This is a genomic window from Palleronia abyssalis, from assembly GCF_900302445.1.
Lineage (GTDB): Bacteria > Pseudomonadota > Alphaproteobacteria > Rhodobacterales > Rhodobacteraceae > Palleronia > Palleronia abyssalis.
On the sequence record NZ_ONZF01000001.1, the window covers coordinates 480,180 to 499,835 of the forward strand.

The window sequence follows — 19,656 nt, forward strand, 5'->3', positions numbered from 1 at the left end:
GTCCTCCGGATCAGGCCCGCGACCAGGCGCGCGCGATGGCGCGGCGCAGGATCACGGCCGAGGCGTGGCGTTTGAACTCAATGGGACCGCGGTTGTCCTCGGTCGGGTCGATATCGGAGAGCATGGCCTTGACGGCGGCGTCGATGTCGCTGTCGGTCACCTGCGTGCCCGTCAGGGCAGCCCCGGCCGCGTCCGAAAAGATCGGCGTGTCGCTGAGGTTGGTCATCGCGATGGCCGCGCCGGAACAGGTCTCTCCGTCGCGGGTGATCTGCACGGCGGCCGCAGCGGTGGCGTAGTCGCCGATCTTTCGCTTCTGCTTCTCATAGGCGTATCCGCCCGAGGGGACGGTGAACGAAACGCCCGTCAGAACCTCGTCGTCCTCGCGGGCCGTCATGTAGGCCGCCTGGTAGAACTCGCGCGCGGCGATCTGGCGCTCTCCGTCCGCGCCGACAAGGGTAAAGGTCGCGTCGAGGCATTGCATCAGGCCCGGCATGTCGTTGCCCGGGTCGCCATTGGCGACATTGCCCCCGATGGTCCCCATGTAACGCACCTGCGGGTCCGCGATCTGCAGCGACGCTTCGCGCAGGATCGGCGCGGCCTTGGCAAGCCCTTCATGAGCGATGATTTCGGCCTGCGTGACCATGGCACCCAAGCGGATGGTGCCGTCGGCGACGTCGATCCCGCCCAACCCGCCGACGTCCTGAAGGTCGATCAGGTGCGGCACATCGGCCATGCGCAGCTTCATCATCGGTATCAGACTATGTCCCCCGGCAAGGACACGGGCATCGTCGCCATGCTCGGCAAGCACGGACAACACACCCTCCATGTCCTTCGGACGGTGGTATTCGAAGGCCGCTGGGATCATCTCTTCTCCTCCCTAGAGAAAATGGTCTGGCTGGCAGGGAGGCTGTACAAGCCGGGGCGCTACGGCTTCTGAAAACGCTTCATTACTGCGCTTTTTGCACGAAATGCGCCGCTGGCTGCACGAGTTGCGCCGGTCAGGAAAAGGCGGTCAGCGCGTCCTTCAGGTGGGACCGGCTGACCGGAACCTGGGGCAGGCCGGGGGCGCCGAACGAACACCGCCCCTTGTCCTTGCCACGCTCGAACAGGGACACCTTGGACGGGTTCACCAGATAGCTTCGGTGCACCCTGATGAAGCCGTCGGGGCCCAGGCGCTTCGCGGCCTCGGTGATCGGCCAGACGCAGAAATACCGCCCGCTCATCGTGTAGACTTGGGTGTAATGCCCGTCGGCCCGGACGAACGCGATATCGCGCGAGGGGACGCGGACCTTGCCGCCATCCCGTTCGCACGGGAGCCAGGTCAGGGGTGCCTCCACCTCTTCCGGTTGATCGGTGGCCTGCGGTTCCAGGACCCGCGACGGCACGGCAGCCTCCGGCCCGGCCGGCATCAGAAGGGTCGACCCGACCCACAGGAAAGTGCCGAAAATGGCGAAACTGCTGAGGATCACGCCGATTGCCATCGCCTCATTGCTGATCAGAAGCCCTATTTCCCGCGTGCCCGACAGGGCGACGAAGTTTGTGCCCGCCATCGCCACAAAATGCACTGACGTGACCGCCACGCCAAAACACGCGGTTCCGATGACGATGTTGCGGCTCGATGGGCTCCCATACGCGACACCGAACGCCATGATGCATAGGCCTATCGCCACGACCGCCGCGCTGATGACGCCGAAAGGCGTGTAAATGGGCTGGCAAAGCTGCATCCCCGCCATGCCGACATAGTGCATGGCCAATACGCCGACACCGACAAGCGCCCCGGCACCGACGATGGTGGCCTTGGTGCGCCTGGTGAAATGCAACAGGATCAGCGCCAGCGTCACCAAAAGAATGGCGATGAGGGCAGAGACCAGCGTGACGGCTGCGTCGTAATAGAACAGCACCGGCATCTGCAGCCCCAGCATCGCGACGAAATGCATGGACCAGATGCCGCCGCCCATCGTGATCGCCGCCAGTGCCACCGCCAGCTTGCGCTGGAGCAGGGACTTTTCCGACAGATCCTTGGTCAGGGTCAGACCCGTTGCGCCTGCCACAAGTGCGACGACGAACGCGATCGCCGCCAACCAGAGGTTATGTCCGTAATCCAAGAATACCATGGCGCGCAGAATGCCCGAGGGGGCCTGCGGACGCAAATACACAACCGGGCGAACGTAGGGTCACGCACGTCCCCCGTCAGAGGGGAGTACGGAGCGGAATCCGTTCGGCGACGGCGACCCGCAACCCGTCAGTGTCCCTCCGCAGTTCACCGTTCCGGGCGGCACGTCACGGGCCATTCCGGGTTTCAGTGTGCCCCGCCCCGCGACCGACCATATTTTGACCGCCGAAGCTTCTCAGGCGCCCGATTTCCCGGCACTCATTGCACATGCCGACTTTCGGTGATCTTCTTTGGCCGACTGCACACCGTCCGATGTGTGCAGAAGACCAATCGGGAGGACAGACTATGCGAATGACTTCGACCTACGGCGCGGCCCTTCTTGCCGCGATGGCCATGGCCGCCGGCGCCGCGATGGCGCAGGACGAGACGGCCGCGCTCGACAGCCAGTATACAGATGCCGATGGCGATCTCGTGGCCGACGCGCCCGAGGATGAAAGCGCGCTGCGCAATCCCGACACGCTGGTCTTCGCCTATACGCCCGTCGAGGACCCGGCGATTTACGAGGATATCTGGACCCCCTTCATCGAGCATCTGGAGGAGCAGACCGGCAAGGATGTCCAGTTCTTCGCCGTGCAGTCGAACTCGGCCGAGGTCGAGGCGATGCGCTCGGGCCGGTTGCATATCGCCGGCTTCTCGACCGGGCCAACACCGTTTGCCGTGAACCTCGCCGGGGCCGTGCCCTTCGCGATCATGGGTGCAGACGACGGCCAGTTCGGCTATCGCCTTCAGGTCTACACGCAGGCCGACAGCGACATTCAGGAAGTTGCAGACATGGCGGGCAAGCGCATCGCGCACACCTCGCCCACGTCGAACTCGGGCAATCAGGCGCCGCGCGCGCTGTTCCCGGACTTGGGTGTCGTACCGGACGAGGATTACGAAGTGACCTATTCGGGCAGCCACGACCAGTCGATGCTGGGCGTTGTCGCGGGCGATTACGACGCCGCGCCGGTGGCCTCGGAAGTCGTGGACCGGATGGCCGAACGCGGCCTCTACGACCCCGAAGAGGTGCGCATCGTGTGGGAAAGCGATCCCTTCCCCACCACCTCCTACGCCTATGCCCACGACCTGGCGCCCGAGCTGAAGGAAAGCATCGAGGAAGCGTTCTTCAGCTTCGATTTCGAGGGCACCGCGCTGGGCGAAGAGTTCACCGGCGTGTCGAAATTCATTCCGATCACCTACGAGGATCAATGGCGGGTCATCCGGCAGATCCAGCGGGCCAACGGCGTCGAATACACGCCCCAGGGCCTCGCAGCGGAGTAATCCGCCACATTCACGGGACCGGCGTGCCGCGCGCCGGTCCCCACAAGGGAGCGCGCGGATGTTGAAGATCACCGATCTGGTCAAACGCTATGGCGGCGGCGACCCGGTGCTGAAGAACCTGGACCTGACCATCGAAGGCGAAAGCGTCGTGTCGATCATCGGCTCGTCCGGGGCTGGCAAGTCGACGCTGCTGCGGTGCATCAACCGCCTGGTCGAACCGACGTCGGGCAGCATCGTGCTGAACGGGACCGAGCTGACCGCCCTGCGCGGCGCCAAACTGCGCGAGGCACGGCGCAAGATCGGCATGGTCTTCCAGGGCTTCAACCTCGTCGACCGCCTGACCGTCATGGAGAACGTCCAGTCCGGTCGATTGGGATATATCTCGACATGGTCGGCGATCATGCGTCGCTATCCCAAGGAAGATATCCGCCGCGCCTACGAGCTGATGGAGCGGGTGGGCATCGCCCATTACGCCAACACCCGTGCGGATCAGCTTTCAGGGGGCGAGCGTCAGCGGGTCGGCGTCGTGCGCGCGCTGATGCAGCAGCCCGATATCTTGCTTGCGGACGAGCCGACCGCGTCGCTCGACCCCAAGACGTCCGAGCAGATCATGGGCCTTCTGCGCGATCTGGCGGGCGAGCTGAAACTGCCGGTCATCATCAACATCCACAACGTCACCGAGGCCAAGGAATACACCGACCGCATCGTCGGGATGCGGTACGGTCGGATCATCTTCGACGACACGCCCGCGCAACTCGACCAGGATGCGATGGACAGGATCTATTCCGGCAGCCCCCATGCCGACCGCGCCGAACAGACCGTGGCTGCGCAATGAGCGATCACCCCGACACCTGGAGCCGCCCTCCCTTCATCGCCAACCCCTGGCTGCGCTGGGCCACCTATATCGGCCTTGCAGTCTATGTCGTGTGGGTCCTTGCGACGATCCCCATCGACTGGGGCCGCGTGGTCGAAGGGGTCGAACGCGCCGGGCGCATCTTCGGCGGCGCCTTCCCGCCCAGCTTCGAACGCAGCGGCCTGCTGATCGACGGGTTCCTGGAAAGCATCAAGATCGCGGTCCTCGCCACGGCGGGCGGCGTGGCGTTGTCGATTCCCATCGCCTTCATGGCCGCGCGAAACGTGGCCCCGATGCCGGTCTTCTATCTGGGGCGGGCATTCATCATCGTCGCCCGCAGTTTCCACCCGGTCATCGTCGCGATCATCTTCGTCAAGGCGGTCGGCTTCGGTCCCTTCGCAGGGGTTCTGACGCTGGTGGTCTACTCCATCGGGTTCGTGGCCAAGATGCTGGCCGAGCGGATCGAGGAGATCGACATGGGCCAGGTCGAGGCGATGCGCGCTTCCGGAGCACCGTTCCTGTCTACGCTGTTCTACGCCGTGTTTCCGCAGATCATGCCGCGTCAGATCGGATTGACGATCTACCAGCTGGACTCGAACCTGCGGGCTTCGGCGGTGGTGGGAATTGTCGGCGCGGGCGGTATCGGTGCGACGCTGGCCAACGCGTTCGGGCGCTACGACTACGACTTCGCCCTGGCGATCACGATTGTGATCGTCGCCGTGATCCTCGTGTCCGAGGGCGTCAGCGGCTATATCAGAAAGAGGGTCGGATGAGCAGCATCGCCGAGCAATTCGGACGCGAGGACTGGACGCGCCACACGCCAAAGCAGAAGGCGCGGCGCTTCGGCACCTTCGCCGCCTGTGCCGCCGCCATCGCCTGGGCGCTGACCTCGATCGAGGTCATCTGGGCGTGGGTGTGGGACTCACCTGAACAGATGGGCGACCTCTTCGGGCGGATGTACCCGCCCGATCCCACCAATCTGGGCGCGATCCTGCGTGTCCTGTTGGAGACGGTGAACATTGCGACCATCGCGACCGCCATCGCCGTCATCATGTCGCTTCCCGTCGCCTACATCGCCGCGCAGAACACCACGCCCAACCGCGCGACCCTGTGGATCGGGCGGCTGATCCTCGTCACCTCGCGGTCGGTGAACACCATCATCTGGGCGCTGCTGTTCGTGGCGATCTTCGGCCCAGGGGTTCTGGCCGGCATCGTGGCGATCATGTTCCGGTCTATCGGCTTCATCGGCAAGCTTCTGGGCGAAGCCATCGAAGAGATCGACAAGCGCCCGGTCGAGGCCCTGGAAGCCACGGGCGCGTCGCGCTTCAAGGTGATCGCCTATGCCATCGTCCCACAAGTGATGCCAACCTTCTGGGCCGTGTCGATCCTGCGCTGGGACATCAACCTGCGCGAGTCGACTGTCCTTGGACTGGTCGGCGCGGGCGGAATCGGGATCATCCTTCAGGGCGCCATCGACACGTTCAACTGGCCAGAGGCGGCCACGGTGCTGATCGCGATCCTCGTGCTGGTTATCCTGGGCGAGATCGTCTCGGCCTTCCTGCGCCGCCGCATCCTGTGACCGACGGCTCGGCGGAGGCGTTCGACGCCTATCTTCGCGTGCGCCACCGCCTGCCGTCGGCCGCCTTCCAAGGCACCCCAACGACCGCGGATACGCTGGCGCGTGTCGCCGATCCGTATGACGTCATCCTTCTGGACGCCTACGGGGTCCTCAACGTCGGGGAGACGCCGATCGCCGGCGCGGCTGATCGCATTGCGGCCCTGCGCGCGGCCGGCAAGACAGTCATGGTCGTCTCGAACTCGGCCGGCTATCCCAAAGCGATGATGATGCGACGCTATGCGCGCCTGGGGTTCGATTTCGCACCGCATGAGGTCGTGACCAGCCGCGAGGCGCTTCTGGCCCACCTTGCACGGATGCCCACGCGGCACTGGGGGCTGATGCTGTCGGATGCCCACGGGACGGACGAGTTCACGGGGCTTCGAACCTCCTATCTCGCCGACGATCCCGCCCCCTATGACACGGTCGAGGGGGTCTTGCTGGTCGGATCGGACGGTTGGACCACCCATCGCCAGCGCCTCTTGGAAGAGGCCCTGATCGCCCTGCCCCGCCCGGTGATCATCGGTAACCCCGACATCGTCGCCCCGCGCGAGACCGGCCTGTCGCAAGAGCCCGGCGCCTTCGCCCATCGTCTGGCCGATCGCACCGGGATTGCGCCGGTCTTCCTGGGCAAACCGTTTGCCGAGATTTTCGATCTGGCCTTGTCACGTCTGCGGGACTGGCCCGACCCGTCCCGCGTATTGATGGTCGGGGACACGCTGCATACCGATATCCTCGGCGGGCGTCACATGGGGTTCGCGACGGCCCTCGTTACCGGGTTCGGTGCGCTGAAGGGGCTGGACGTCACCGACGCCCTGGACCGGTCCGGGATCGTGCCCGATATCGTGGTCGAGCGGATCTGACGCGCCGGACACCTCCAGCCAGAACCGCCATCGAAGTCGCAGCCTACCCGGTGGCCTGCAACAGGTCCGCCCGTGGCAGCAGCATCCGGCTGGGATCGGCGATCAGGGCGGCGTAATGCGCCAGGAAGCGTGCCGCGTCGGCACCGTTCAGCACGCGGTGGTCGTAGCTGAGATCCAATGGGACGAACGGTACCGGCACGAAGGCCTCGCCGGTCCAGACCGGGCGCAGCTCCGTCCGGGTCAGGCCCAGGATGGCGACTTCGGGGGGATTGACGATGGGGGTGAAGGCACTGCCCCCAATTCCGCCGAGGTTGGAGATCGACATGGAGGCGCCGCCCATTTCCTCGGCCTTCAGCTTGCGCTGCTGGGCGCGTGCGGCCAGATCGGCGATCTCTGCCGCGATCTGCCACAACCCCTTGCGGTCGGCATCACGGATCACGGGCACCATCAGGCCGTGAGGCGTGTCGACCGCGATCCCGACATGGACGTAGCTTTTCAGGATCAGCCGGTCGCCGTCGGGGGACAGCGATGCATTGACGCGCGGAAAGGCCACCAGGCAATGGGACAGCACCTTCACATGCACCGCCAGGGCAGTCAGCTTCACGCCCCGCGCCGTGGCCTCGGGCTTCATCCGCGCGCGCAGCGCTTCCACCGCACTCATGTCCGCTTGATCGTGATGCGTGACCTGGGGGATCGTCGCGTTGGCGGCGGCCAGGTTTGCGGCGGCCAGTTGCGGGACCCGGCCCATCTTTTCCTCGTGCACGGGTCCGTAGGCGGCGTGATCGACCGCCCAGTAGCGCGCGTGGTCGGGCCCGGCGACCGGCGCGGCGCCGGAGGTCTCGCCCCGGATCGCGCGATCCACGTCCTCGCGGGCGATGTGGCTGCGCCCGGTGCTGCGGCCCAGCTCGTCCAGGTCGAGGCCGGCGTCCAGCGCGTGTTTGCGGGTCGAGGGGGAAGCCGTCACCATGTCACCACTCCGCCGAGATGTATTGCGTTTCCATGAACTCGTGCATGCCCTCGTGCCCGCCCTCTCGGCCGAGACCCGATTGCTTGGTGCCGCCGAAGGGTGCGGCGGGGTCCGAGACGAGGCCGCGATTGAAGCCGACCATGCCGTAGTCCAGCCGTTCGCAGACCTGCATCCCGCGCTTCATGTCGCCCGAGAAGACATAGGCGACCAGCCCGTACTCGGTGTCGTTGGCGCGGCGGATCACGTCGTCGGTGTCGGTGAAGGTCTGGATCGCGGCGACGGGGCCGAAGATCTCGTCGGCCACGCAATCGGCGGTCTCGGGGACGTCTGCCAGAACCGTCGGCGGGTAGTAATAGCCCGGCCCGTCGGGCGCGGTGCCGCCGCAGATCAGGCGCGCGCCCTTGTCCAGCGCATCCGCGACGAAGCCCGCGACCTTGTCGCGCGTCGCGGCGTTGACCAGCGGTCCGACATCGACACCGTCGTCCCGGCCGTCGCCCAGTTTCAGCGCCGACATGGCGGCGGCGAACTTCTCGACGAAGGCGTCGTGGATCTTCTCGTGGACGTAGAAGCGGTTGGCGGCGGTGCAGGCCTCGCCGAGATTGCGCATCTTGGCCTGCATCGCCCCACGGACGGCCACGTCGAGTTCGGCATCGTCGAACACGATCAGCGGCGCGTTGCCGCCAAGCTCCATCGCCGGCTTCAGCACCCGGTCGGCGGCGGCGTGCAGCAGCTTGCGTCCCACCCCGGTCGAGCCGGTGAACGATACAACGCGCACCCGTGGATCATGGAGGAGGTGATCCACGAGCGCGCCAGTCCTGCGCGAAGGCAGAACGTTCACGAGACCCTTGGGCACTCCCGCTTCCTCCAGAAGCGGCATCAGCGCCAGCATGGTCAGCGGCGTCTCGGACGCAGGCTTGATGATGACGGGGCATCCAGCGGCCAGCGCCGGCGCGATCTTGCGCGTGCCCATGGCAGCCGGATAGTTCCACGGCGTGACCAACACGGCGATCCCGGCGGGCTTGTGCTGCACGATGATGCGCGCGCCCGAGGCCGGGGCGTGCGTGATCATGCCATCCGCGCGCACCGCCTCTTCCGCGAACCAGCGGAAAAACTCTGCCGCGTACCCGGCCTCACCCATGGCATCGGCCTTCGCCTTGCCGTTCTCCAGCGTGATCAGGCGGGCGAACTCCGTCTGCCGGGAGGTCATCAGTTCCCACGCCCGGCGCAGGACTTCCGATCGGTCGCGGGGCGTGCGCCCGGCCCAGTCGGCAAAGGCCGCCTGCGCGGCGTCCAGTGCGGCGTCGGCATCGGCGATCTCGGCCGAGGCGACCGAGGCGATGACCGTCTCGTCGGCGGGGTTGACCACGTCGAAGCGCTGCCCCTCCGCGCCGCCACGCCATGCGCCGCCGATATAAAGGTCGGTCATCAAGCGGTCGTCGGTCCAGACGGTATCAGGCATGGAAGCCTCCTTCAGAAGAGCTGGCGCAAGGGATCGGCAATGCGGTCGGCAAGCCCCGCAACGAAATCGGTCGCCGTTTCCTCGTCCATGGCGGCGGGATCGGCATCATAGGTCACGGTCAACATCGCCCCGGTGCGCGCGAGGGTGATCACGGGAACAGCCCTACCCCCCGCCTGCACCGACGTCAGCCGCGTGGCGCTGAGGTCGCGCAGGATCAGGGCCGGCGGTCCTTCGCCCACGCCCGCCCGAGGCAGATCGGGATCGTCCAAGCGCGCGCTCGAAGGGCGCAGTTCGACCGCGACGTGATCCGCACCCGTGGCATGGCGCAGCGCCCCGGCAGCCAGCGCGGCGAACAGGGCCGCCCGGCCGGTGTCCAAGGCCAGCGCGTCGAACGCCTCGGCGGGGGCGCTCGCCTTGATGCCCAACCGTGCCGCCTGCGGCGTGGGGGCCGACGTGGCTTTTGGGGCGGCGGTGGCCTCAGGGCGGTCCAGATCGGCCGCGTGGAACGGCTGGCCGAGGCCGGCCTCGGCCAGCCTTGCGAGGTCGATCCCGCGTTCTTTCGCAAGGCGGCGGGCCTTGGGCGAGGCAAGAATGCGCCCGCCGGTCGGGGCCGGACTGGCAGGCTTCTGTTCGGGCGCCTTGTCCGGCGACCCGGCGGGTGAGGCCCGGTCTTCCTGGTCGTCGGGCGTGGCGTCGGGCTTGGCGTCCGACCCCGCGGCGTGGCCCTTGGGGGCACTGCTGCGCGTCGGGGCGTCGGGCTTCTCGGTCGACAGGATGGCGATCACGTCGCCCACCGGCACGTCGTCGCCTGCCTCGGCATAGATCGCGGCGACGAAGCCGTCGCCTTCGGCGGGTACCTCCATCGTGGCCTTGTCGGTCTCGACCTCGAACAGGGCATCGCCCTCCTTCACGGCCGCGCCCGGCTCGACCAGCCAGGCCACGATCCGGCCCGTGTCCTGCGCCATTCCAAGCGCGGGCATGATCACCTTGCGCCCCTCCGGCGTGCTGTCCGGCGCGGCCTCCGGCTCGGGCGCAGCCTCCGTCTCGGGGGCGGCGTCGGACCCGCCCGTGCCCTCGGCGGTGTCCGAGATCAACGCGATCACCTTGCCCACCGGCACGCTGTCGCCTTCAGCGGCGCTGACATCGGTCAGGTAGCCCGCGCCCTGCGCCTCGACCTCCATCGTGGCCTTGTCGGTCTCGACCTCGAACAGGGCATCGCCCTCGGCCACCGCGTCGCCCTCGGATTTCAGCCAGGCGACGATCAGGCCGGTGTCCTGCGCCATTCCAAGCGCGGGCATGATGACCTCACGCGGCATGGACCAGCTCCCCGCGGCAGATCTTCGCCGCGGCCTCGGCCACCTTTTCCGGGGTCGGGACGGTCAGATCCTCCAGCGCGGGGCTGAACGGGACCGGCACGTCCATCGCGCCGAAGCGCAGCACCGGCGCGTCAAGGTGATAGAACGCCTTCTCGGCGATCCTTGCGGCGATCTCGGCGCTGACGCCATAGCTCTGGTGGCCTTCGTCGACGACGATGGCGCGGCTGGTCTTCTTCGCGCTTTCGACGATGGTGGCCTCGTCCAGCGGGACGATGGTCCGCGGGTCGATGACCTCGGCACTGATGCCCTGTTTCTCCAGCAGATCGGCCGCCTTCAGGCAGACCTGCACCATGGACGATGTCCCGACCAGGGTGATGTCGCGCCCCTTGCGCAGCACGGCCGCCTCGCCAAAGGGGATCAGGTATTCCTCTTCGGGGACCTCGGCCTTGTCGTTGTACATCAGCTTGTCTTCGAAGATCACGACCGGGTTGTCGTCGCGGATCGCGGTCTTCAGAAGGCCCTTCGCCTCGTAGGCCGAGGAGGGCAGCGCAACCTTCAGTCCGGGGATATGGGCCACCAGCGCATGCAGGGATTGCGAGTGCTGCGCGGCCGAGCGTCGCGTCGCGCCCAGGTTCGTGCGCAGCACCATCGGCACGGTCAGCTTGCCGCCGGACATGTAATGCGTCTTGGCCGCCTGGTTGCACAGCTGGTCCATGACCAGGAACAGAAAGTCCCCGAACATCAGGTCGACAATGGGCCGCGTGCCGGTCATCGCCGCCCCGACCCCCATGCCGACGAACCCCGGCTCCGAGATCGGCGTGTCGATCACCCGGCCCGTGCCGAATTCCTCCACAAGGCCCGCAGTGATCTTGAACGGCGTGCCGGCCTCTGCCACGTCCTCGCCCATCAGGAAGACGCGGTCGTCGCGCCGCATCTCTTCCGCGATCGCCTCGTTGACCGCCTTGCCCAGTGTGATCTGTCGCATGTCGCTCTCCTCAGGCGCTCAGGGCATGTCGGGTGCCGGCATAGACATGCATGTCCACCTCGGACCCGTCGGGATAAGCCGCATCCAGCGCGTATTGCACCGCCGCCTCGGCGTCCTGCTTCACCGCGTCGTTGATGGCGACCAGATCGTCGGCACTGACGATGCCCTCGGATTGCAACCACTTGCCGAAGCCGGTGATCGGGTCGCGGGTGGTCTTCCACTCCGCCTCCTCGTCCTTCGAGCGATAGTAGTCGCGGTTGATGTCGCCCACGTGGTGCCCGTGATAGCGATAGGTCTTCAGCTCGATGAAGAACGGCCCCTCGCCCTTGCGGCAGCGCGCGACCAGCTCGGCGGACAGCTTGTTCACCGCAAGCACGTCCTGCCCGTCGATGCTGTGCGCCTCGATCCCGAAGGCCTCGGCGCGCGCGGTCATCGACCCCGCCGCGATCTCCTCGGTCTTGGTGTATTCGGAATAACCGTTGTTCTCGCAGGCATAGATGACCGGCAGGCCCCATAGCGCGGCCATGTTCATCACCTCGTACCACAGGCCCTGCGCCGTCGCCCCGTCGCCGAAGAAACAGACCGTGACCTGCCCGTCGCCCAGCATCTTGTGGCTGAGCGCGGCCCCCGTCGCGATCCCCATCGACCCGCCGACGATGGCGTTGGCCCCGAGGTTGCCGTTCGACTGGTCGGCAATGTGCATCGACCCGCCCTTGCCCCGGCAGTATCCCTCTTCCTTGCCCAGAAGTTCGCAGAACATCGCCTTGAAATCCGCACCCTTGGCCACGCAATGGCCGTGCCCACGATGGGTCGAGGTGATGTGATCCTGGGGCGTCAACGCCTCGCAAATGCCAACCGCGACTGCCTCCTGCCCCGAATACATATGCGTCAGGCCCGGCATCTTGGCCGAAAGGTAAAGTTGGTTCGCCTGATCCTCGAAGGCGCGGATCCGCACCATCTGGCGATACATCCTGAGGTAATCGTCGCTGTTGTGCTTGGCCTCGGCCATCTTGCCCACTCCCCCGAAGGCCGGGGCACACGGCCCCGCCTTCATCCTTGTCAAAATACCCCCGCCGGAGGCACCGCTCTGGCAGGAGCGGTTCAGTAGCGGTTCGCGATCGGCAATTCCTCGGCCGGGAACAGCGAGATCACCTCGCAGCCGGTGTCGGTGACGACGACCTCCTCCTCGATCCGCGCGGCCGAATACCCGTCGTCGGCAGGGCAGTAGGTCTCCAATGCGAAGACCATGCCCGTCTGGATCTCCATCGGGTTATCCAGACTCACGGCCCGGCTGATAATGGGCCGCTCGTGCAGGGCCAGTCCCAGCCCGTGTCCAAATTGCAGCCCGAAAGCCGCCAGTTCATCCGGAAAGCCCAGGGATTCCGCTGTCGGCCACAGCTTGGCCACCTGGTCGGTGGTCACGCCGGGCTTGATCGCCTGGATCGCCGCATCCAACCAGTCGCGGGCCTTCACATAGGCATCCACCTGCACGGGCGTCGAACGGCCGATGTTGAACGTGCGGTAATAGCAGGTGCGATAGCCCTGATAGGACTGCAGGATATCGAAGAACGCCTGGTCGCCAGGGCGGAAATAGCGGTCGGTAAAATTGTGCGGATGCGGGTTGCACCGCTCGCCCGCGATGGCGTTGATGGCCTCGACATCGTCCGATCCCATCTCGTACAGCATCTTGTTCGACATCGCGACGATGTCGTTCTCGCGGATACCGGGCTTCAGCTCTTCGTAGATCATGTGGTAGACACCATCGACCATGCTGGCGGCCTGCGTCAGCAGCTGGATCTCGTCCCAGTTCTTGATCTCACGCGCCGACAGCATGATTTGCTGGCCGTCCACGACGTTCAGGCCGGCTTCCTTCAACGCATGGAACATCGCCGTTTCGGCGTAATCGACACCGACAGGCATGCCCTTCATGCCCGCGTCCTCGATCAGGCCCGCGATTTCCTCGGCGTATTTCTTCATCAGCCCGAACGAGGGCGGGATCGTCCCGCGCATACCCACCACACCCGCGCGGCAATGGTCCGGCACCAGCCAGTCCGCGTATTTCTTGTGGTGGACGGCGGCCGATCCGAAATCCCAGACATAGGGCGCATCATCACCGGTCAGCAGGCAGAACCGGCACATCTTGTCACGTTCCCACTCGCCAATCTTGGTGGCCGAGACGTAACGGATATTGTTCACGTCAAACAGCAACAACGTCCCGCAATCACTTGATTTCAAAGCCTCACGCGTGCGGCTGAGACGATAGCGGCGCAGCCGGTCATGATCGACCCGACGCTCGAAATCGACACTCGTATGGCCCCAGGCAGGCAATCGCCCCTCCCACCGCCAATTGGGGTCAAGGTCGTGCGGTTGCAGCACGTTGGGGGTCAGGGCGCGGTTCACGTGGGTCATTTTGGGGGCCTCCTTCGAAGGGGCGAATGGCAATCGGCGTCAAGGGTTTGGCACGGCGATCCTGTCACCGCGCGGGCGTCACTGGATGCACCAACCGCCGTCGATATGGATCATCTGGCCTGTCATGTAGTCGCTGTCGTCGGACACCAGGAACGACGCGGTGCCGGTGATGTCGTCGGGATAAGACACGCGCTTGATCTGCAGCGCGTCGCGGACGATATCCTCGTAGGCCTGCCCCTCCTTCTGCTTGAAGCCGATATCGACAAGGTCCTTGTCGAGCTGCTCCCACAGGGGGGTGACGACCACGCCCGGTGCATAGCCGTTGACCGTGATGCCGTGTTCGGCCAGACCAAGCGCCCCGCAATGGGTCAGCGCCAGGACGCCGTATTTCGACGTGCAATAGACCGTCACGTCCAGAAGCGGCTTGCGCGACGCGATGGAGCCGACGTTGATGATCTTGTAGGGATGCCCTTCCATCGGGCCCTGGGCGATCATCTGGCGGGCGGTCTCCTGCATGCCCAGCCACATGGCCTTGGTGTTGACCGTCATGATCATGTCCCAGTTGTCTTCGTCGATATCCATGAAGAAGCGGGGCTTGTTCAGGCCGGCGTTGAACAGGCCGACATTGATCGACCCGAAGGCATCGACGGTCGCCTTCACGGCTGCGGCATTATCCTCGCGACGGGTGACGTCCATCTGCACGGCGACGGCCTTGCCGCCGCCGTTCGCGTTGATCCGCTCGGCAGTAGCCTGCGCCGCGTCCCCGTCGAGATCGCCGAGGCAGACATTCGCCCCCTGCGCGGCGAAGGCTTCGGCATTGGCCGCGCCCATGCCGCGTGCGGCCCCGGTGATGAGCACGTTCTTTCCGTCGAGACGCTTGGGATCCATGGTCTTTTTCCTTCAGTCCTGTGTCAGTGCGGCTTCCGCGCGGGCCTGAACCCGGCCAAGCGCTTCGCGCGGGGTGACGATCCGGCGCAGCATGTCGTGGAGTTCTTCGCCGCAGGCCTGGATGATCGACGTGATCGCGGGCACCGGCGGGCGCGGCCAGAATTGCAGCTCGTCGCGCCAGGACATGGCATCGACGGCCTCGAAGATCGGGCTCAGCGCGCGGACCTCGGGATCGGCCCCCACCGAATAGCGCGGCTGGCTGCGCGAGCCTTCCATCACAACCTGCTTTTGCGCCGCGGCCGAGGTGAAGACGATCAGTGCCTCGACAGCCGCCTCACGCCGTTCGGGCGCGATATTGGCGGGGATGCCAAGGACATAGCCGCCCACCGGTGCCACGTTCGGCGCGCCACTGCCCGAGGGGTGCGGCAGGAAGCCGGTCGCTCCGTGGGCAGGTGATGTAGGGTTGCAGTCGAAATACGGGGCCAGCAGCGTATAGCCATATGCCATCGCGACCGATCCCGCGGCATAGCGGCGGATACGCTCGTACCAGCTCATCGACAGGATGTCGGGCGGCGAGAAGCGCAAAAGCTCCATCAGGTACTCGGCCGCCTCCAGCGCGCGCGGCTGGTCGAACATCGGGCGGCTGTTGCGGTCGGCAAGGCTCATGGCGCCGAAGCCACCGGCGACCTTGGGCAGGTCCAGCACCGGCTGGCCGAAGCCAGCGCAGGTCATCATGAACTGGTGTCCCAGCGCCGTGCCCCGGGCCGCGTTCCAGGCAATCCCGTACCGCCCGCGTGCGGGGGCATGAAGCGCCTCGGCCGCGACCAGCACCGCGTCGCAGTCCTGCGGCGCGGTAAGGCCGGCCTCGGCGAACAGATCGGTGCGCCAGAACAGAAGCTCAGGGGTGGTCTGGTTCGGCACGCCGTAGGGCCGTCCGCCCCAATGTGCCGCCTGCCACCCGGCCGTGTGGAAATCCGACGGGTCCAGCCGATCGACCTGCATGATCTCGTCCAGCGGGGACAGCACGCCGCGGCTGGCGAATTCTCCGATCCACGGCAGGTCGATGGCGATGATGTCATAGCGGCTTGTCTTGCGGGTGGCGTCGCGCAGCGCTTCCTCGCGCAGGCGGTCGATGGAAAACGCGCGCTGGTGGATCGGGCTGCCGACGATCTGTTCGAACTGCCGCTTGAGGTTCGACATCGCCAGGAAGGTCGGGTCGCCATGCACCAGCACCTGCAACCCCCCGCTCAGCCCCAGAGGCTGCGCCAACGGAACGACGGGGCCGATCACCTGGCTGGCCCGGTACGAGCCCCCGAAGTAATAATCCGTGCCGCCATCCGCGGGGCGCAGGTTCTCGTCGGCCAGTCGCGGCAGCCGGTCGGCGAACTGTCCGAAACGGTCGATCAGCTCGGCCGAGGGATGCAGGGTGAAGCTTTTGCCCGTCCGGGTCTTGGCGCGCTGTTCGATCAGGCCGTCGTCGATCAGCTCGGCAAGGCGGCGCGTCGCGGTGGCATAGGGCACGCCCGAGGCCGCGACGGCAGACGATGGCGTGACCATCCGCCCGTCGAGATAGGCCGCCATGACATGCGACGCGATGCGATGATGGGGCTGCGGCGCGACCCGCCCCACCAGCCCGTCCATTTCGGACATCATGCTGTCGATGAACCCGATGGCCGCGCGCAGCTTCTCGGGTCCGCCCGAAAGGTCCTGCGGCGGCCTTGGCAGGCTATCGAGGGTGTCCTTCGGCATCGGTAGCATCTTTCCCATTTTGGATGTTTCGTGTCGGTTCATGGTCGCTGCTCCGGAAGATGACGGGTCTTTCCGGTGCAGGATACGCCGCATTCATTCAATTTGGATGTCTGATTATCCAAAATGGACATATTCGCTCTGCCCCGGCCCGGCTTCGTCGCCCATGGTATGCGTGCTGCGGAAGGATACGCCGGGCCGAACCGGCTGCCCCGCACCGTCACACCAAGGGGAGGACACCCAATGAAGACGATTCTCACGGCACTGGTCGCCACGACCGCGCTGACCGGGGCGGCGTTCGCCGAAAGCCACACCGACACGATCACCGTCGGCATCACGCAGAACAATGTCGGGGTGGACAGCTATCAGACCACCTACGAGCAGGCCTTTATCGAGGCCGCCGAAGGGATGGACAACGTAGAAGCCGTCGTGCTGGACGCCGGCGGCGACGTGGCCCGCCAGATCGCGCAGATGCAGGACCTGATCCAGCAACAGGTGGATGTGATCGTGATCTGGCCGACCAACGGCCAAGCCGTGGTGCCTGCCGTGCGCGCCGCCAGCCAGGCGAACATTCCCGTCGTCGTGACCAATTCGAACATCGCGGAAGAGGGCTTCGACTTCATCGCCTCCTTCTCGGGTCCCAACAACGTCCAGCAGGGCGCGTCCTCGGCCGAGCTAATGTGCGAAGCGCTGGCCGATGACGGTCAGGACCCGTCCGAAGCCACGGGCCAGATCGTCCAGATCTCGGGCCAGCCCGGCTACACCACCGCGATCGAGCGTCAGGAAGGGTTCGAGGACCGCCTGGCCGAGGCCTGCCCCGGGGTCGAGATTTTGGAGACCCAGCCCGGCGACTGGAACCGCGAGAAGAGCCAGCGGGTCATGGAGAACTTCCTGGTGAAGTACGACCAGATCGACGGCGTCTATTCAGGCGATGACAACATGGGCGTCGGCGCGCTGAACGCCGCCAAAGCCGCCGACCGCGTGGGCGAGATGGCCCTGATCGGCGCGACCAACTTCGCCGTCGGATACGAGGCAATGGCGGCGGGCGAATACTACGGCTCGATCTACCAGTCCCCCGTGGACGACGCGCAGAACGCTCTGAAGACGGCGATCGCGGTGGTGAATGGCGAAGAGGTCCCGTTCCTCAACTACTTCGAGACGCCGAAGATCACCCGGGACAACATGGACGAGTTCTCTAAGCCGGTCTTCTGATCCGTGCATGAAACGGGCGCGCGGGCGAACGGACCCGCGCGCCTCACGATCACCCCGGGGAGGAGACCGGAATGGCACGTTTGAGCGGCAAGGTCTGCCTCGTCACCGGGGCGGCACAGGGGATCGGTCGCGCCATTGGCGAGGCGCTGCTGGCCGAGGGCGCGCGGGTCTGTTTCGCCGACCTCAACGGCGACAAGGCCGCCCAGGTGGCCGAGGACGCGAATGCCGGGCTGAACGGGCGCGGCGGCGATGCGATGTCGGCTCAGGTCGACGTGCGCGACCGCGCGCAGGTCCGGGCGATGATCGCCGCCGTGGTCGAGCGTTACGGTCGGCTGGACGTCAAGTTCAACAATGCGGGCGTCAACAAGCCGATGAACTTCCTCGACGTGACCGAGGAGAACTGGAATTTCATCATGGGGATCAACGGGCTTGGCTGCCTGATCGGAATGCAGGAGGCCGCGCGCCAGATGATCGCGCAAGGCGGCGGCGGAAAGATCGTCAACACCGCCTCGATCGCGTCGCGGCAGGGCTTCGACAACGTGGCACCCTATTGCGCGTCGAAATTCGCGGTCGTCTCGCTGACGCAATCGGCGGCGCGCGATCTTGCCAAGCACGATATCACCGTGACGGGCTTCGCGCCGGGCGTCGTGGCCACCGAGATGTGGGAGGAGGTCGACCGCGACCTGATGGAGATCGGGGCCGCCGAGCGCCCCGGACAGGCGATGGAGGAATTCGCCGCCACGATCCTGAAGGGACGGGTCGCCAGGCCGCAGGACATCACCGGGACGACCACGTTCCTCGCAAGCGGCGACAGCGACTACATGACGGGGCAGATCGTGATGATCGATGGCGGGATGACACTGGTATGAGCAAGGTCGAAACCGAAACCGCCGCAAGCGCCAAAGGCCACGCCCCCGACGAAAGCGCGCCGGGTCCCGATACCAGCCGCAGCTGGGTTCAGATCATCTCGGCGCAGGGCATCCTGATCGCCTTCGCGGTGTTCCTCTTGGGGTTCGGTCTGTTCTCGGACCGGTTCCTGAGCTTCGAGAACATGGAATCCGTCCTGCGATCCTCGTCGATCATCGGGGTGATGGCGCTTGGCGTCACGGTCGTCGTGCTGTCAGGCAATCTCGACCTTTCGGTGGGCTCGATGCTCAGTTTCGGCACGGTGATGGTCGTCGATCTGCACGACAAGATCGGCGCGGCCCCGGCCATGGGCGTGATGATGGTGGCGGTGCTGGCCCTGGGCTGCATCAACGGGTTCCTCGTGGGTATCCTGAAGCTGAACTCGCTGATCGTCACGCTGGGCATGCTGTCGGCGATCCAAGGGCTGACCCTGATCTATTCGGGCGGTCAAAACGTGGACATCGCGCCCTCGACCCAGAGTACCACCTGGTTCCGGGTGTTCGGCCGGGGCGACATCGCTGGCCTCGACATGCCGATCATCATCTTCGCCGTGCTGGCGATCCTGCTGCATTGCGCCATCGCCTTCACCGCCTACGGGCGCCGTGTCTACGCGGTTGGCGGCAACCCCACCGCCGCCGTGTTCTCGGGCATCCGTCGCGGCCGGGTCGTGTTCTCGACCTACGTGATCTCGGCGGCCTGCGTGGGCTTCGCCTCGATCATCCTGGGCAGCCGCGTCATGGGCAGCCAGAACAATGTCGGCCAGGGCTACGAGCTTTTGGTGCTGGCGGGCGTCATCCTGGGCGGCACGTCGCTGCTGGGGGGATCGGGATCCATCTTCAAGACCGTGGTCGGCGTGCTGATCCTGGGCTTCATCCAGAACGGGCTGCTGTTGATGGGCTATCCCTATTACGCGCAGTGGATCGTCACCTGGATCGTCATCATCCTCGCGGTCTGGCTGGATATCGCCGGCAAGCGCGGACGCCTGTTCTCACCCATCGCCTGAC

18 protein-coding genes are annotated in these 19,656 nt (G+C 65.9%); 8 read left to right on the forward strand and 10 right to left on the reverse strand.

Features of this window, described 5'->3' with window-relative positions; genetic code table 11:
* Positions 1-10: 10 nt before the first annotated feature.
* Both PAA8504_RS02410 and PAA8504_RS02415 read right to left on the reverse strand, forming a co-directional pair.
* Positions 11-865, reverse strand: a complete 855-nt coding sequence (locus PAA8504_RS02410; RefSeq protein WP_108892543.1) for an FAD binding domain-containing protein — start codon at positions 863-865, stop codon at positions 11-13.
* Between the two features lie 133 nt (positions 866-998).
* Positions 999-2,156, reverse strand: a complete 1,158-nt coding sequence (locus tag PAA8504_RS02415; protein WP_370739664.1) for an MHYT domain-containing protein — start codon at positions 2,154-2,156, stop codon at positions 999-1,001.
* 302 nt (positions 2,157-2,458) lie between these two features.
* Between PAA8504_RS02415 and phnD the strand changes: the two genes are divergently transcribed.
* The 5 genes from phnD to PAA8504_RS02440 are packed head-to-tail and all read left to right on the forward strand — an operon-like array spanning position 2,459 to position 6,764.
* Positions 2,459-3,433 carry a phosphate/phosphite/phosphonate ABC transporter substrate-binding protein gene (gene phnD / locus PAA8504_RS02420; RefSeq protein WP_108892544.1) on the forward strand — a complete coding sequence of 325 codons (975 nt, stop codon included), beginning with the start codon at positions 2,459-2,461 and terminating at the stop codon, positions 3,431-3,433.
* A 58-nt stretch (positions 3,434-3,491) separates the two neighbouring features.
* Positions 3,492-4,268 (forward strand): phosphonate ABC transporter ATP-binding protein, encoded by a 777-nt coding sequence (phnC, locus tag PAA8504_RS02425; RefSeq protein ID WP_108892545.1) that lies wholly within the window; start codon positions 3,492-3,494, stop codon positions 4,266-4,268.
* Positions 4,265-5,059: a phosphonate ABC transporter, permease protein PhnE gene (phnE, locus tag PAA8504_RS02430; protein ID WP_108892546.1), complete on the forward strand. Its 795-nt coding sequence runs from the start codon at positions 4,265-4,267 to the stop codon at positions 5,057-5,059. Before phnC ends, phnE (PAA8504_RS02430) begins: the two co-directional genes overlap by 4 nt.
* Positions 5,056-5,865, forward strand: coding sequence for a phosphonate ABC transporter, permease protein PhnE (gene phnE / locus PAA8504_RS02435; RefSeq protein WP_108892547.1), 810 nt, complete (start codon positions 5,056-5,058; stop codon positions 5,863-5,865). The genes phnE (PAA8504_RS02430) and phnE (PAA8504_RS02435) overlap by 4 nt, the downstream gene beginning before the upstream one ends.
* Positions 5,862-6,764: an HAD-IIA family hydrolase gene (locus PAA8504_RS02440; RefSeq protein ID WP_108892548.1), complete on the forward strand. Its 903-nt coding sequence runs from the start codon at positions 5,862-5,864 to the stop codon at positions 6,762-6,764. Before phnE (PAA8504_RS02435) ends, PAA8504_RS02440 begins: the two co-directional genes overlap by 4 nt.
* Positions 6,765-6,807: 43 nt before the next feature.
* Here PAA8504_RS02440 and PAA8504_RS02445 read toward each other — a convergent pair whose 3' ends face one another.
* From PAA8504_RS02445 to PAA8504_RS02480, 8 genes are all read right to left on the reverse strand, one after another.
* Positions 6,808-7,731 carry a 2-oxo acid dehydrogenase subunit E2 gene (locus PAA8504_RS02445; protein ID WP_108892549.1) on the reverse strand — a complete coding sequence of 308 codons (924 nt, stop codon included), beginning with the start codon at positions 7,729-7,731 and terminating at the stop codon, positions 6,808-6,810.
* A gap of 1 nt (position 7,732) precedes the next feature.
* Complete coding sequence (locus tag PAA8504_RS02450) at positions 7,733-9,190, reverse strand: NAD-dependent succinate-semialdehyde dehydrogenase (RefSeq protein WP_245897494.1); 1,458 nt, start codon at positions 9,188-9,190, stop codon at positions 7,733-7,735.
* 11 nt (positions 9,191-9,201) lie between these two features.
* The gene (locus tag PAA8504_RS02455; protein ID WP_108892550.1) at positions 9,202-10,506 is read right to left on the reverse strand and encodes a biotin/lipoyl-containing protein; all 1,305 of its coding nucleotides are present in this window, start codon (positions 10,504-10,506) and stop codon (positions 9,202-9,204) included.
* A complete protein-coding gene (locus PAA8504_RS02460; protein ID WP_108892551.1) occupies positions 10,496-11,491 on the reverse strand; it encodes an alpha-ketoacid dehydrogenase subunit beta in 996 nt (331 codons plus the stop codon). Before PAA8504_RS02460 ends, PAA8504_RS02455 begins: the two co-directional genes overlap by 11 nt.
* 10 nt (positions 11,492-11,501) lie before the next feature.
* Positions 11,502-12,500, reverse strand: a complete 999-nt coding sequence (locus PAA8504_RS02465; protein WP_108892552.1) for a thiamine pyrophosphate-dependent dehydrogenase E1 component subunit alpha — start codon at positions 12,498-12,500, stop codon at positions 11,502-11,504.
* Positions 12,501-12,592: 92 nt separating this feature from the next.
* Positions 12,593-13,891 carry a M24 family metallopeptidase gene (locus tag PAA8504_RS02470; RefSeq protein ID WP_108892812.1) on the reverse strand — a complete coding sequence of 433 codons (1,299 nt, stop codon included), beginning with the start codon at positions 13,889-13,891 and terminating at the stop codon, positions 12,593-12,595.
* 87 nt (positions 13,892-13,978) lie between these two features.
* Complete coding sequence (locus PAA8504_RS02475; RefSeq protein WP_108892553.1) at positions 13,979-14,788, reverse strand: SDR family NAD(P)-dependent oxidoreductase; 810 nt, start codon at positions 14,786-14,788, stop codon at positions 13,979-13,981.
* A 12-nt stretch (positions 14,789-14,800) separates the two neighbouring features.
* Positions 14,801-16,537, reverse strand: coding sequence for an extracellular solute-binding protein (locus PAA8504_RS02480; protein WP_245897495.1), 1,737 nt, complete (start codon positions 16,535-16,537; stop codon positions 14,801-14,803).
* 240 nt (positions 16,538-16,777) lie between these two features.
* Between PAA8504_RS02480 and PAA8504_RS02485 the strand changes: the two genes are divergently transcribed.
* The 3 genes from PAA8504_RS02485 (at position 16,778) to PAA8504_RS02495 (ending at position 19,655) form a co-directional block, all read left to right on the forward strand.
* Positions 16,778-17,746 carry a sugar ABC transporter substrate-binding protein gene (locus tag PAA8504_RS02485; protein ID WP_108892554.1) on the forward strand — a complete coding sequence of 323 codons (969 nt, stop codon included), beginning with the start codon at positions 16,778-16,780 and terminating at the stop codon, positions 17,744-17,746.
* Between the two features lie 71 nt (positions 17,747-17,817).
* Positions 17,818-18,615: an SDR family NAD(P)-dependent oxidoreductase gene (locus PAA8504_RS02490; RefSeq protein ID WP_108892555.1), complete on the forward strand. Its 798-nt coding sequence runs from the start codon at positions 17,818-17,820 to the stop codon at positions 18,613-18,615.
* A complete protein-coding gene (locus tag PAA8504_RS02495) occupies positions 18,612-19,655 on the forward strand; it encodes an ABC transporter permease (RefSeq protein ID WP_108892556.1) in 1,044 nt (347 codons plus the stop codon). The genes PAA8504_RS02490 and PAA8504_RS02495 overlap by 4 nt, the downstream gene beginning before the upstream one ends.
* Position 19,656: the final 1 nt, after the last annotated feature.